The organism is Rhodoferax sp. LB1P47 (assembly GCF_056521445.1).
Genome location: NZ_JBWMAU010000008.1, coordinates 82,958 through 96,372, shown reverse-complemented (window position 1 = coordinate 96,372; position 13,415 = coordinate 82,958). Strand labels below are relative to the sequence as shown.

Here is a 13,415-nt window from a genome sequence, read left to right as displayed (position 1 = left end):
TCCCATCTGGTATCCCATGACTTCCTCCTCCATCGCCCATAACCAACTCGACAAAAAATCCGAAGCCTGGTCGGCGCTGTTCTCCGAGCCCATGAGCGACCTGGTCAAGCGCTACACCTCCAGCGTGTTTTTTGACAAGCGCCTGTGGCAGGCCGACATCGCCGGCAGCCTGGCCCACGCCGAAATGCTGGCCGCACAAAACATCATTGCCGCGCAGGACCACGCCGATATCCAACGCGGCCTGGCGCAGATCAGCGCAGACATTGCATCCGGCAACTTCGAGTGGAAGCTGGACTTGGAAGACGTACATCTGAATATCGAAGCCCGCCTGACCCAACTGGTGGGCGATGCGGGCAAGCGCCTGCACACCGGCCGCAGCCGCAACGACCAGGTGGCCACCGACGTGCGCCTGTGGCTGCGCAGCGAAATGGACCTAATCCAAGGGCTGTTGACCGACTTGCAACTGGCGCTGGTCAGCTTGGCCGACAAAAACGTGGAAGTGGTGATGCCCGGCTTCACCCACCTGCAAGTGGCCCAACCGGTGAGCTTTGGCCACCACATGCTGGCCTATGTGGAAATGTTCGCCCGCGATGCCGAGCGCATGCTGGACGTACGCAAACGCGTCAACCGCCTGCCGCTGGGCAGTGCCGCCCTGGCTGGCACCAGCTACCCGCTGGACCGCGAGCGCGTGGCCGCCACTTTGGGCATGGAGGGCGTTTGCCAAAACAGCCTGGATGCCGTCAGCGACCGCGACTTCGCCATCGAATTCACCGCCGCCGCCAGCATCGCCATGGTGCACATCAGCCGCCTGAGCGAAGAGCTGGTGCTGTGGATGAGCCAGAGCTTTGGTTTCATCGACATTGCCGACCGCTTTTGCACCGGCTCCAGCATCATGCCGCAGAAGAAAAACCCCGACGTGCCCGAACTGGCGCGTGGCAAAACCGGCCGCGTGGTCGGCCACCTGATGGGCCTGATCACCCTGATGAAGGGCCAGCCCCTGGCCTACAACAAGGACAACCAGGAGGACAAAGAGCCGCTGTTCGACACCGTGGACACGCTCAAAGACACGCTGCGCATCTTTGCCGAAATGGTCGGTGGCATCACCGTCAAGCCCGAGGCGATGGAACGCGCCGCGCTGCGCGGCTACGCCACCGCCACCGATCTGGCCGATTACATGGTCAAGAAAGGCCTGCCCTTCCGCGACGCGCACGAGGTGGTGGCCCACGCGGTGAAAACCGCCATCGTCAAAGGTGTGGACCTGTCCGAGCTGCCGCTGGAGGTGCTGCAAGGCTTCAACGCCAAGATCGAGCCAGACGTGTACGAGTGCTTGAGCCTGCGCGGCTCCATGAACGCCCGCAACATCTTGGGCGGCACAGCACCGGCCCAGGTGCGGGCACAAATTGCGCGGCACACGGCGCGTTTAAGCGCGGGCTGATCCATAGACCGAGCCGCACCCCGGCCGGTTCAAAAAAACGGGAAGTCGTCTTCCTCGTCCATCTCGCGCCGCATGGCTTTGAGCTCACGGCGGTACTGTTTGATCCATGCCTTCAGCGCCTTGGAGTCGTCCAGCATCGCGGTATCCGCACGTACCTGCGCCACATTGCGTTGCAGCCGGGCCACATCGGTATGGATGCGGGGCATCACGCTGGGCAGGGTCAGCGCCTCATAGGGGTGCATCTGAAAACCTGCCCGCAACGGCATTTGCACACTCAGTACCTCAGCCTCCAGCTCGCGCAACTGCTCTTTGAGCACCTTGTTGTAGTGCTTTAACCGGTCTTCCGACAGGCTGGCGATGGTGCTGGCGTCGATGTGCTCCAACTCTAGTTGCAGCTCCAGCAGTTTGAGTAAGTCCTTTTTGTCATACGCCTGGTTGACGCGCTGCATCAGCTCGGTTTTGCGCTGGCGCTCATCTACATCGGGCTCGCGGTCAGGGTGCAGGGCGCTGGCCAGCTTGCGGTAGACCTCGCGGATCGACAGGCTGGTTTGGTCGTCTTCGGCCTTTTGCTTGGCCTGTTGTTTGGCGGTGGGCTTGCGCGGCGGCTGGTTGCCCATTTGCGCCAACAATTTTTGCAGCAGCTCCTCGGGCGTTTGCGGCACTGCGCCCTCCGGGTCATCCGCGGTTGGCGCGCCATAAACGGCCTCCATCGTCGCCTTGAAGTGCGCATCTTCCTCCTGCGCCTCGGCAAGGGCGGCCTCTTCTTCTGCATCAAAGTCGCCACCGCTGTACTTGGCGTAGAGGGGTTTGAGCGACTCGTCATCGGTCTCCCCAAGCAGGTGCTCCACCATAGAGAGGATGACCATTTCCAGCGTCTCGCGCTCGGTTTTGGTCAGGCCTGGTTTGTCCAGCTTCTGGTCCAAGGCCCACGCAAACACCACCTGCTGCACCTGAAACTCTCGGTACAAAGGCTGGTATTCGCTGGCAACTTTGGTTTTGCACGCCTCTGCGGCCACCTGCCACTGGGCCAGCACATCGCGCTGTTTGGCAATTTTCTCTACCAGGGTGTTAAAGGTTTTTTGCCCCTTGGACAAGGTGGCAGTAGCCTGCTGGGCCACGATGCGAACGGATTTCTTGGAAACGGTCATCGGTCAAACTTGAAAAATTAGCGAACCACGCCCTGCAGCAACGCGGCAAACGCCTGCGACCGGCCCTGGCGCGAAGCGTTCTTTACCGCCGCCGCATCCGGCAACCGCACCGCATGTGCCCGTACGGCGGCCACAAACTGCGGCAACAGGGCCGCAATCTCGTCTGCCGAATCAATGCGCGCCATCGCCTCCAGCCCGGCACCGCGCAGCACCCCGGCGGTGTCGCCCGCCGGGTCGGTCAGGCCGAGGATGGGGCGGCCTGCGCGCAGGTATTCGTAAATTTTGGCGGGAATCTGGGCATTGCAGTTGCTGGCCTGCATTACCAGCAAGGCATCCACCGACAGCATTTCAGCCAGCGCTTCGCGGTAGGGCACGGCGGGGCTGAGCTCAATGAAGTCCTGCACGCCGTACTGGCTGGCCAGCTGGGTCAGCATGCCGTCATGGGCCGAGGCGCGGAAGCGGATTTGCAGCTGCCGGGCCGTTAAACCACCGCTGGCTTTGAGGCGTTGCAGGGCCTGGAACAACTGGGTCGGGTCGCGCTCCGACGGATACACGATGCCACTATGTAACAGCACCACGGGCTGGTCATCGGTCAGCACCCGCACCGGGGCGCGGGGCGCATTGGCAAAGCTTTCTTCGTCATAGCCGTTTTCCAGCACGGTGATGCGGCCAGCGGCCTGGGGGTAGCGCTCGCGGTACATCTGCGCCGCGCCGGGGGTGGTGAAGACGCTGCGGCTGGCCTGCTCCATCGCCTCTTGCTCGATGCGCTGGTAGCTGCGCCAGGTGACGGGGTCGGCGGGGTAGCCATCTTGGGCCATCGGGTCGCGGAAATCAGCCACCCAGGGCAGGCCGGTCTTCTGGTGCAGTTGCTGGGCAATCACGTGGGCGGTGGCGATGGGGTAGGTAGACCAAATCGCATCGGGCTTGAACTCTTTGATCAGTTGCAGGCCCTGGCGCACCGCGTCAAAGCGCCAGCTGATCCAGCGGTCGGGCCGGGCCATCCAGCCCATGTAGCGGCCCTGGATGTTCAGGTGCCGGGCGGTGTCGAGGGCGAAGGCGCGGCGCACCACGGTGCCATCGGGCACGTCGTGCAACAAATCGGGACTGGTGCGCTCATAGGCACGCGGGTCGGCAGTCAGTACCACCGGCTTCCAGCCCAGGGCGGGCAGGTGCTGCACAAAGCGCAAGGTCCGCTGGATACCACTGCTACCCGCCAGCGGAGGGAAGTGGTAGGCGATCATCAAAACTGTTTTCACACGGGGGCCTTGGGTTGTTTGCGGCGCGGCAATCATACGGTCTAAGCCACAGCCATCCGGCAAAATGCCCGCACCATGCGACATCTTTTCCTACGCTTTAGCCTGCTTGTGCTGGCCCTTTGGGTGGGCGCAAGCAGTGCCGCCACGGTGTTGCAAGTCGGCCCGCAGCGCACTATCAAAACAATAGCTGCTGCCGCACGTATAGCAAGCGCCAACACCATTATTGACGTAGATGCGGGTGACTACGTGGGCGACGTGGCGGTGTGGACCCAGCCCCACCTCACCCTGCGCGCCGTGGGCGGCCGTGTGCGGCTGCGGGCCAACGGCATGGCGGCAGAAAACAAGGCCATCTGGGTGGTGCGCAGCACCAAGTTCACCGTGGAGGGATTTGACTTTGAAGGCGCGCAGGTGCCGGGCCGCAACGGCGCGGGCATCCGCTTTGAATCGGGCTGGCTGGTGGTGCGCAACTGCACCTTCATGTACAACGAAATGGGCCTACTGACCAGCAACGACCCCCAAGCCGTGCTGGAGGTGGAAAACAGCGAATTCGCCTACAACATGCGCCCCGACGGGCACAACCACAACCTCTACATCGGCCAAATCGCCCGCGCCACCGTCACCGGCAGCTACCTGCACCACGCCCGCACAGGCCACTTGCTAAAAAGCCGCGCCGCCGTGAGCCACATTCTGTACAACCGCCTCACCGACGACGGCGGCAGCGCTAGCTACGAACTAGAGTTTCCCAATGGTGGCGAGGCGCTGGTGCTGGGCAACACCATCCAGCAAGGCCCACTGACCGAGAACCCCGCCCTCATCTCCTTCGGGGCCGAGGGCTACACCTGGCCGGTCAACCGCCTCACGTTGGCCTACAACACCCTGGTGGACGATCTACCCGGCGGCGGCATTTGGTTGAAAATCAAACCCGGTGCCGATACGGTGCTGGTGGTCAACAACCTGCTGGTGGGCCCCACGCCGCTGCAAGCCACCCCGCCGGGCGACTTCCGCAACAACCTGCGCACCGACCGCAGCAGCCTGACCAGCGACTACCGGCTACCGCCCCGCTCGCCCCTGCTGGGCCAGGCCATTGCCCTGGATGCAGCGCTGCAACCCCAGCGCGAATACACCCACCCGGTCAAAAGCATTCTGCTCGACATTGCCCCGCATAATCCCGGAGCCATGCAGCGCCTGCAAGCGCCCCGGCCCTGATATTTTTGCTTTTTACGCCCCCTACCCATGCCCTCACACACCCCCTCTCTGGTTCTTGGTAGCCCCCGCTTTGCCGATGCCAGCCTAGCCGCAATCGCCAGCACCGAAGGCCCGCTGGCCGCCTGGCAAGCCGCCATTGCCACCGATGCCGCCAGCGCCGCGCTACAGGCCACGGGCGACTTTGCGGTGGGGCTGCAAGAGCCCTCGGGCCGCACGTTTTTGGCGGTAGACCGCTTTGCCATCCGCAGCCTGTGCTACCGGGTGGTGGACGGGCAGCTGCGCTTTGCGGGCCGTGCCGATGCGCTGGCCGATGGTGCCGATATCGACCCGCAGGCCATCTTCGACTACCTGTACTTCCACGCCATCCCCTCGCCGCGCACCATCTTCAAAGGCGTGTTCCGCCTGCCGCCTGGCCATTACGCGCTGTTTGAACACGGCCAACTCACCGTCGCGCCCTACTGGGTGCCCAGCTTCATCGAGCCGCGCAGCGCGTCATTCGACGACCTGCGCGAAGAGTTTCGCGGCCTGCTGCGCAACGCCGTCAGCACCCAGCTCGACGGCGGCAAGGCGGCCTGCTTCTTGAGCGGCGGCACCGACAGCTCCACCGTGGCCGGCATGCTCAGCGAAATCGTCGGCAAACAAGAGCAAAAAGCCGCCACCTACTCCATCGGCTTCGATGCCGAGGGCTACGACGAGATGGAATACGCCCGGCTGGCCTCGCGCCACTTCAACACCGAGCACCACGAGTACTACGTCACCCCCGACGACCTGGTGCGCAGCATTGCCGACGTGGCCCGCTCCTACGACCAGCCGTTTGGCAACTCGTCCGCCCTGCCCTCGTACTACTGCGCCCGCAAGGCCAAAGACGACGGCGTGACCAAAATTTTGGCCGGGGACGGCGGCGACGAACTCTTTGGCGGCAACAGCCGCTACGCCAAGCAGCGCGTGTTTGGCTGGTACGACATGCTGCCCAGCGGCATCCGCAGTGGCCTGATGGAGCCGCTGCTGGCCAAAACCGCTGACAGCCGGATCCCCCTGCTCAGCAAAGCCTCCAGCTACGTGGAACAGGCCAAGGTGCCGCTGCCCGACCGCTTGCAGATGTACAACCTGCTGCTGCGCCTGGGCGTGAACGATGTGCTGACCCCGGCGTTTCTGGCCCAGGTCAACATCCAGGGCCCGGCCGAGCAGCAGCGCGGCATCTGGAGCCAGGCCACCACCGGCAGCCAGCTCAACCGCATGCTGGCCTTCGACTGGCGCTATACCCTGGCCGAAAGCGACCTGCCCAAGGTCTGCGGCACCACCCAGTTAGCGGGTCTGGGCGTGGGCTTCCCGATGCTGAACGAGGCGCTGCTGGACTTCTCGCTCAAGCTGCCGCTGGAATACAAGCTCAAGGGCCTGAAGCTGCGCTGGTTCTTCAAGGAAGCCCTGCGCGGCTTCCTGCCCGACGAAATTCTGACCAAGAAGAAGCAAGGCTTCGGCCTGCCCTTCGGCGTGTGGGCCACCCGCCACGACGGCCTGCGCGCCGTAGCCACCGACAGCCTGAACAGCCTGGCCACCCGCAACATCGTGCGCCCCGAGTTCATCCGCAGCCTGCTCACCGAGCGGTTGCAAGAGCACCCCGGCTACTTTGGCGAAATGGTGTGGATCTTGATGATGCTGGAGCAGTGGCTGCAGGCACATGCGCCCGAGTACAAGATGGCGGGTTGAGCCTAGATTCGGTACTTGCTATTAATTTTTACTTCAAAATAGATAGCTTATTGCGCAGACAAAATATGCGCTAGAACCCTATTTAATGCCTGAAAATTACCGCCCTTTCTCAAGCCGAATTCAACCACCCCACCACCGTCCGTCTATGGGTGCTGAAGCCATTTGCAAGGCCGGGATGGGCATGAGCCACTAAAATCGACCCCAATGCTCCAAAGTTCCCGCGCGCTCTTGCTTCTGGCTGTCCTTGTGTGGCAATCCTTATCTATGCTCGGGTCGTGGTCGGTAGCGCAAAGGGTTGGCGAGTTGGAGCACTTGATAGTGCACTCTCAAGATGCAAACCACCACCATCACGCTGACAACGCGCTACACATGGATGATGATGGCCCGGTACAGCACATGCATGCAGACTCTGGTGCCAGCCCTTCTGGGCTATTGAGCTCACAGCAACCCGCATGGGTGGAGGTTCGGTCTATGTCTCCCCCTGAGATACGCCATTCGGCACGACTTTCCCCCACTCTTGAAGGCCCTTTGCGGCCCCCGATGCAACGCGCATAGCCAAAGATCGGCCCCGACATAGCGGGCCGATTCCTCTCGCATTTCAATTGCCCGTTTGATGCCTTTGGACTTTTGTCCGAAAGTCGTCCTGCGGATACGCGCAACCAACCTAGGTTTAACTATTTGATGAAAAAACTCACTCTTGGCCGATGCATGGCCTTGCTGCTGCTGGCGCTGCCACTTTTGGCACTTGCCCACGGCATTTCCGAAGCTGACCGGCAAAGCATGCTGGATGGTGGCTATATCCGTTACATCGGGCTGGGAGCCAGCCACATGCTCACCGGATATGACCATTTGTTATTCCTCTTTGGCGTAGTGTTTTTCCTTACCAGTTTCAAGGACGTGGCGAAGTTCGTCACGGTCTTTACGCTGGGGCACTGCATCACCCTGGTTTTTGCAACCTACTACAAGATCACCTGGAACTACTATTTGGTGGATGCCATCATTGCCATCAGCGTCATCTACAAGGGCTTTGACAACAACGGCGGCTTTCAACGTGTCTTTGGCATGCAGTCGCCCAACCTGTTGGCGGCTGTCTTTGGCTTTGGCTTGTTGCATGGCTTTGGACTGTCCACACGCCTTCAACAGTTGCCGCTGGGTGACGACAGCACGTCCATGCTGCTGCGCATTCTGAGCTTCAATGTGGGAGTGGAAATTGGCCAGATTGCAGCACTGACCGTGATGGTCGGCCTGCTGGCGCTCTGGCGGCACAGACCTTCATTCAATCGCTTCAGCTTTGCAGCCAACTTGGGCCTCATCTACGCAGGTGTGTATTTGCTATTCACGCAACTCCACGGCTACCAGCACGATGCCAACCCGGACAGCTTCCGCTTCCCTGCGCAAGAGCACAGGCACATCCATGAAGACATGGATATTGACAAAACAGTTGACCCTAGCCGCAACACACTTTGACCCCCTTTTTTACTTCAACTCTTTCACACCAAGGAAATCACCATGAAAAAAATTGCTTCAATCGCTAGTATGGTTGCCACGCTTGCTTTTGCACCTGCCGCTTTTGCCGGTGGTGATAGTGGCTGCCATTTCCATGGGCATGCGCCAATCAAGGAATCCATCCTCACGGGTTGCGCCAATGCGCAAAAAAACGCCTTAATCAGCAACGGAAAAATCGATGCATCATGGAAGCCAGTCGCACTGGACAAAGCAGAAACCATTGAAGGTAAGCGCATGAAGGAATGGAAATTCACGTTCAAAAATCCCGCAGAGAAAGACACCTCCAAGCAGGTGCTTTACATGTTTTACACCCTGACAGGCAACTTCATTGGTGCCAACTTCACAGGAAAGTAATATTTTGAAAACCCGAATGTCTGCACCGGCCCTCAAAGGAGGTCTACTTGCCCTTTTGGCAGCGGCACTGTTTGGCCTTAGCACGCCTTTGGTGCAGCATTTCGGGCAGGGGTTGGGCGCTTTCACGACCGCCGCACTGCTATATGCAGGGGCGGCTGTGGTTGCGCTCTTGATGCGCCACCCCCCCGAACGAGAGGCAGCTTTGAGGCGCTCAGACCTTCCACGCATCGCTGCGATGGCGGGATTTGGCGCTGTCATCGGCCCAGTCGCTTTGGCGTGGGGCTTGCAGCGTACCAGTGGGTCGAGTGCATCACTGATGCTGACTTTGGAAGCACTCTTTACGGCCGTATTGGCGTGGCGACTCTATGGCGAAACCATGGACAAGCGTGTGGGTACGGCCATGCTCTTTTTGCTGGCAGGTGGCGTGGCACTGGTTATGGAACAAGGCCTTGCGGGTGACACCCAATTGTCAGGTCTGCTGGCTGTCTTGGTAGCTACCGCAGCTTGGGGCGTAGACAACACATTGTCCCGGGGTGTAGCCGATCGCGATCCCGGTCAGGTTGTATTGGCAAAAGCAGGTTTAGGCGCAACCGCAACCGTGGGTCTTGCGCTGCTCTTTGGCGAGCCTATGCCCGGTTTGGTTGCCGCAGGTGCCTTGCTTGCTATTGGTGCCACGGGCTATGGGCTGAGTTTACGTTTGTACCTGTTAGCGCAGCGGGAGTTTGGTGCGGGGCGAACGGGTTCGGTGTTCGCGTTCGCACCATTTATCGGGGCCTTAGGTGCATTCGCATTAGGCAACCGCTCTGGCACCTGGATATTGGTCACCGGTGGTGTGTTGATGTTGGTCGGTGTGGTGCTGCATCTATTTGAATCGCACGGCCATGCGCATAACCACGAGGCACTTGAACACGAGCACACCCATTCACATGACGATGGGCACCACTTGCACGGGCACGCAGACATGCCAGCCGGGCAACACAGCCACCCGCATTGCCACGAGCCCATGCGCCATATGCATCCACACGTGCCAGATGCACATCACCTGCACGCGCACTGACACTTTGGTATGGCGACATCTTTACACCCTGCCTCCTACACACCGCACATGGGGTTTTGATCCCCTTTATATGGAAATACTGATACTTATCGCCCTTATCCTGATAAATGGCGTGTTTTCTATGACAAAGATTGCGCTGGTCACCGCCCGCAAGACCCGGCTTTAAAAGTATATCGACGAGGCGGTTCGCCGTGACGATGGCAGTTGGTTGCGGGATGGCCACATTCCGGTGCCGGAATTCAAAGACCGTCTGTAGCTGGAGATCATGGACATGGGAGGCCGAACCATTGACAAAGGTTCTTGCCAGACGTGAAGAGATTCATCCCCTGACACAGGACGCTGGTCTATGGCGGCAATAGATAAATCACACGCTTTGTACCAGCATCGGCCTACAGGTCGATACGGCATCTTCGCTTGCAACACCATTTTTGGTGCCGCCTACTCAGTTGCTCAAACTGCGTCCAGCCGCATTTCGGCCGCCCGGGCATGGGCTTGCAAACCTTCTCCATGGGCCAATTCGGCGGCAATCTTGCCCAACGCCTGCGCGCCCACCTGGCTGACTTCAATGATGCTGCTGCGCTTCTGGAAGTCGTAGACCCCCAGCGGGCTGGAGAAACGTGCCGTACCGGACGTGGGCAGCACGTGGTTGGGTCCGGCGCAGTAGTCGCCCAGGCTCTCCGAGGTGTAGGCCCCCAAAAAGATGGCTCCGGCGTGCTTGAGCAGCGGCTCCCAGCGGTGCGGGTCGGTACTACTGACTTCCAAATGCTCGGGGGCGATGCGGTTGCTGATCTCGCAGGCTTCTTCCATGCTGCGCGTATGGATCAGCGCACCCCGGCCATTGAGCGACTTGGCGATGATTTCGGCGCGGGGCATTTCATTGAGAAGGCGGTCGATGCTGGCCTGCACCTGGTCGATGTAGGTGGCGTCGGGGCACAGCAGAATGCTCTGCGCCAGCTCGTCGTGCTCGGCCTGGCTGAACAGGTCCATCGCCACCCAATCGGGCGGGGTGCTGCCATCGGCCAGCACCAAAATTTCGCTCGGCCCGGCAATCATGTCGATGCCCACCGTGCCAAACACGCGGCGCTTGGCGGCGGCCACATAGGCGTTGCCGGGGCCGGTAATTTTGTGCACGGCGGGGATGCTGGCCGTGCCATAGGCCAGCGCGGCCACGGCCTGCGCACCGCCGATGGTGTAGGCGCGGGTGACACCGGCCACATAGGCGGCGGCCAGCACCAGGGCATTCTTTTCGCCCCGGGGTGTGGGCACGACCATGATGATTTCCGCCACGCCCGCCACGTGGGCGGGGATGGCGTTCATCAAAACGCTGCTCGGGTAGGCCGCCTTGCCACCGGGCACGTAGATGCCCACGCGGTCCAGCGGCGTGACCTTTTGGCCCAGCAGGGTGCCGTCTGCATCCCGGTAGCTCCAGCTCTCGCCCGAGGCCTTTTTCTGCGCCTCGTGGTAGCTGCGCACGCGGGCGGCTGCGGCTTGCAGGGCTTCGCGCTGGGCAGGGGGAATGGTGTCGAAGGCGGCTTTGAGTTCGGCCTGGGTCAGCTCCAGCGCGGCCAGCGTGTTTGCTTGCAGGCCGTCAAAGCGATTCGTGTACTCCAGCACCGCTGCGTCGCCGCGCTGCTGCACGTCGGCCAGGATGTCGGCCACGACTTTTTCGATCGCCGTGTCCGCCTCGGCCGACCAATGCAAGCGGGCCTTGAATTCAGCCTCAAAAGTGCTGCTAGCGCTAGATAGACGGGCGGGAGTAGCTACAAATTTCATAGTATTTATGCTTTAGCCTGTGCTGCTACTGCCGCAGCAAACGCGTCGATCATGGCGCGGATGGGGGCTTGCTTGAGCTTGAGCGCGGCTTGGTTCACCACCAGCCGCGAGCTGATGTCCATGATGCGCTCCACCTCGACCAAATGGTTGGCCCGCAGCGTGTTGCCGGTGGACACCAGATCGACGATGGCATCGGCCAGCCCGGTCAACGGGGCCAGTTCCATGCTGCCGTAGAGCTTGATCAGATCGACGTGTACGCCCTTGGTGGCGAAGAATTCGCGCGCAATCGCGACGTATTTGGTAGCGACACGCAGGCGCGAGCCCTGCTTGACGGCGCGTTCGTAGTCAAAGTCGTTGCGCACCGCCACGCTGATGCGGCATTTGGCGATTTGCAAATCCAGCGGTTGGTACATGCCCTGGCCGCCGTGTTCAATCAGCGTGTCTTTGCCGGTGATGCCCAGATCGGCACCGCCGTTTTCCACATAGGTGGGCACGTCCGAGGCCCGCACGATCAGCACGCGTACGCCAGGCTGGTTGGTGTCGAGGATCAGCTTGCGGGATTTTTCAGGGTCGTCCAGCACCTCGATGCCGGCGGCGCGCAACAGCGGCAGCGTGTCGTCAAAGATGCGGCCTTTGGAGAGAGCTAGGGTGATCATGCTTTCACTCTTTCGATGTCCGCACCGATGCCGCGCAGTTTGGCTTCCATCTGGTCGTAACCCCGGTCCAGGTGGTAGATGCGGTCCACAACGGTTTCGCCTTCGGCGACCAGCCCGGCAATCACCAAACTGGCGGAGGCACGCAGGTCGGTGGCCATCACGGTGGCACCGGAGAGTTTGGCAATACCTTCAAGCACGGCAACTTTGCCGTCGATCTGGATGTGCGCGCCCAGGCGCACCAGCTCGTTGACGTGCATGAAGCGGTTTTCAAAAATCGTCTCGGTCACCTTGCTGGGGCCCTGGGCCACGCAGTTCAGCACCATGAACTGGGCCTGCATGTCGGTGGGAAAACCGGGGTATTCGGTGGTGCGAAAGCTCTGCGCCTTGAGGTGCGTGTGGGCCGGGCCGGCCGACTGCACGCGGATGCCGTCGGCCTCGGGGGTCACGGTGACACCGGCGGTGCGCAGCTTGTCGATCACCGCGTCGAGGTGGTCGGCACGGCCATGTTGCAGCAGCACGTCGCCACCGGTAGCAGCCACAGCGCACAGGAAGGTACCGGTCTCGATGCGGTCAGCAACCACCTGGTGGGTGCAGCCGTGCAGCTTGTCCACGCCCTGGATGCGAATGCGGTGGGTGCCGTGGCCTTCGATCTTGGCGCCCATCTTGATCAGCATTTCGGCCAGGTCGCTGATTTCCGGCTCTTGGGCGGCGTTTTCCAGAATGGTTTCGCCCTCGGCCAGGGTGGCGGCCATCAGGAAGTTCTCGGTGCCGGTCACGGTGACCATGTCGGTGGTGATGTGGCAGCCCTTGAGGCGGGTGCGGCCTGCGGGCAGCTTGGCGATCATGTAGCCGTGTTCGACCACAATCTCCGCGCCCATCGCCTGCATGCCCAGGATGTGCTGGTCCACCGGGCGCGAGCCAATCGCGCAGCCGCCGGGCAGCGACACGGTGGCCTCGCCAAAGCGGGCCAGCAACGGGCCCAAGGCCAGCACCGAAGCGCGCATGGTTTTGACCAGCTCGTAAGGCGCTTCGGGGGTGGACAAAGCGCCCGCGTTCAAAGTGACGCTGCCCGCGTCCGTGCGCTCGGCTGTCACGCCCATGTTGCGGATCAGCGTGAGCATGGTGGACACGTCTTGCAGGCGCGGCACATTGGTGAGGGTGACCGGCTCGGCCGTCAGCAGCGCAGCGCAGAGTTCGGGCAGGGCGGCATTTTTGGCACCAGAAATGCGCACCGTGCCTTGCAGAGTGCGGCCACCGCGAATGAGGAGTTTGTCCATGGGGAATTCTTCTAAAAATTTAACGGGGCACGAAAGTGAA

11 protein-coding genes are annotated in these 13,415 nt (G+C 61.3%); 6 read left to right on the top strand and 5 right to left on the bottom strand.

Annotated elements, in window-relative coordinates; genetic code table 11:
* Window positions 1-16: 16 nt before the first annotated feature.
* Window positions 17-1,435 carry an argininosuccinate lyase gene (argH, locus tag AC0969_RS11180; protein WP_479624219.1) on the top strand — a complete coding sequence of 473 codons (1,419 nt, stop codon included), beginning with the start codon at window positions 17-19 and terminating at the stop codon, window positions 1,433-1,435.
* A 29-nt stretch (window positions 1,436-1,464) separates the two neighbouring features.
* Here argH and AC0969_RS11175 read toward each other — a convergent pair whose 3' ends face one another.
* Together AC0969_RS11175 and AC0969_RS11170 are read right to left on the bottom strand one after the other, a co-directional pair.
* The gene (locus AC0969_RS11175; protein WP_479624218.1) at window positions 1,465-2,583 is read right to left on the bottom strand and encodes a J domain-containing protein; all 1,119 of its coding nucleotides are present in this window, start codon (window positions 2,581-2,583) and stop codon (window positions 1,465-1,467) included.
* 17 nt (window positions 2,584-2,600) lie between these two features.
* Window positions 2,601-3,839 carry a glycosyltransferase gene (locus AC0969_RS11170; protein ID WP_479624217.1) on the bottom strand — a complete coding sequence of 413 codons (1,239 nt, stop codon included), beginning with the start codon at window positions 3,837-3,839 and terminating at the stop codon, window positions 2,601-2,603.
* Window positions 3,840-3,914: 75 nt separating this feature from the next.
* Between AC0969_RS11170 and AC0969_RS11165 the strand changes: the two genes are divergently transcribed.
* The 5 genes from AC0969_RS11165 (at window position 3,915) to AC0969_RS11145 (ending at window position 9,669) form a co-directional block, all read left to right on the top strand.
* A complete protein-coding gene (locus AC0969_RS11165; protein WP_479624216.1) occupies window positions 3,915-5,045 on the top strand; it encodes a right-handed parallel beta-helix repeat-containing protein in 1,131 nt (376 codons plus the stop codon).
* Between the two features lie 27 nt (window positions 5,046-5,072).
* The gene (locus AC0969_RS11160) at window positions 5,073-6,752 is read left to right on the top strand and encodes an asparagine synthetase B family protein (protein ID WP_479624215.1); all 1,680 of its coding nucleotides are present in this window, start codon (window positions 5,073-5,075) and stop codon (window positions 6,750-6,752) included.
* Window positions 6,753-7,460: 708 nt separating this feature from the next.
* The gene (locus AC0969_RS11155; RefSeq protein ID WP_479624214.1) at window positions 7,461-8,219 is read left to right on the top strand and encodes a HupE/UreJ family protein; all 759 of its coding nucleotides are present in this window, start codon (window positions 7,461-7,463) and stop codon (window positions 8,217-8,219) included.
* 42 nt (window positions 8,220-8,261) lie between these two features.
* Window positions 8,262-8,612 (top strand): DUF6488 family protein, encoded by a 351-nt coding sequence (locus AC0969_RS11150; RefSeq protein WP_479624213.1) that lies wholly within the window; start codon window positions 8,262-8,264, stop codon window positions 8,610-8,612.
* Window positions 8,613-8,628: 16 nt separating this feature from the next.
* Entirely contained in the window at window positions 8,629-9,669 is a 1,041-nt protein-coding gene (locus tag AC0969_RS11145; protein ID WP_479624212.1) for a DMT family transporter, read from the top strand.
* 450 nt (window positions 9,670-10,119) lie between these two features.
* Here AC0969_RS11145 and hisD read toward each other — a convergent pair whose 3' ends face one another.
* Genes hisD through murA form a run of 3 tightly spaced genes read right to left on the bottom strand, consistent with a single transcriptional unit; the run spans window position 10,120 to window position 13,375 of the window.
* Entirely contained in the window at window positions 10,120-11,442 is a 1,323-nt protein-coding gene (gene hisD / locus AC0969_RS11140) for a histidinol dehydrogenase (RefSeq protein WP_479624211.1), read from the bottom strand.
* Between the two features lie 5 nt (window positions 11,443-11,447).
* Window positions 11,448-12,098, bottom strand: coding sequence for an ATP phosphoribosyltransferase (gene hisG, locus AC0969_RS11135; protein WP_479624210.1), 651 nt, complete (start codon window positions 12,096-12,098; stop codon window positions 11,448-11,450).
* The gene (murA, locus tag AC0969_RS11130) at window positions 12,095-13,375 is read right to left on the bottom strand and encodes a UDP-N-acetylglucosamine 1-carboxyvinyltransferase (protein ID WP_479624209.1); all 1,281 of its coding nucleotides are present in this window, start codon (window positions 13,373-13,375) and stop codon (window positions 12,095-12,097) included. Before murA ends, hisG begins: the two co-directional genes overlap by 4 nt.
* Window positions 13,376-13,415 lie beyond the last annotated feature (40 nt).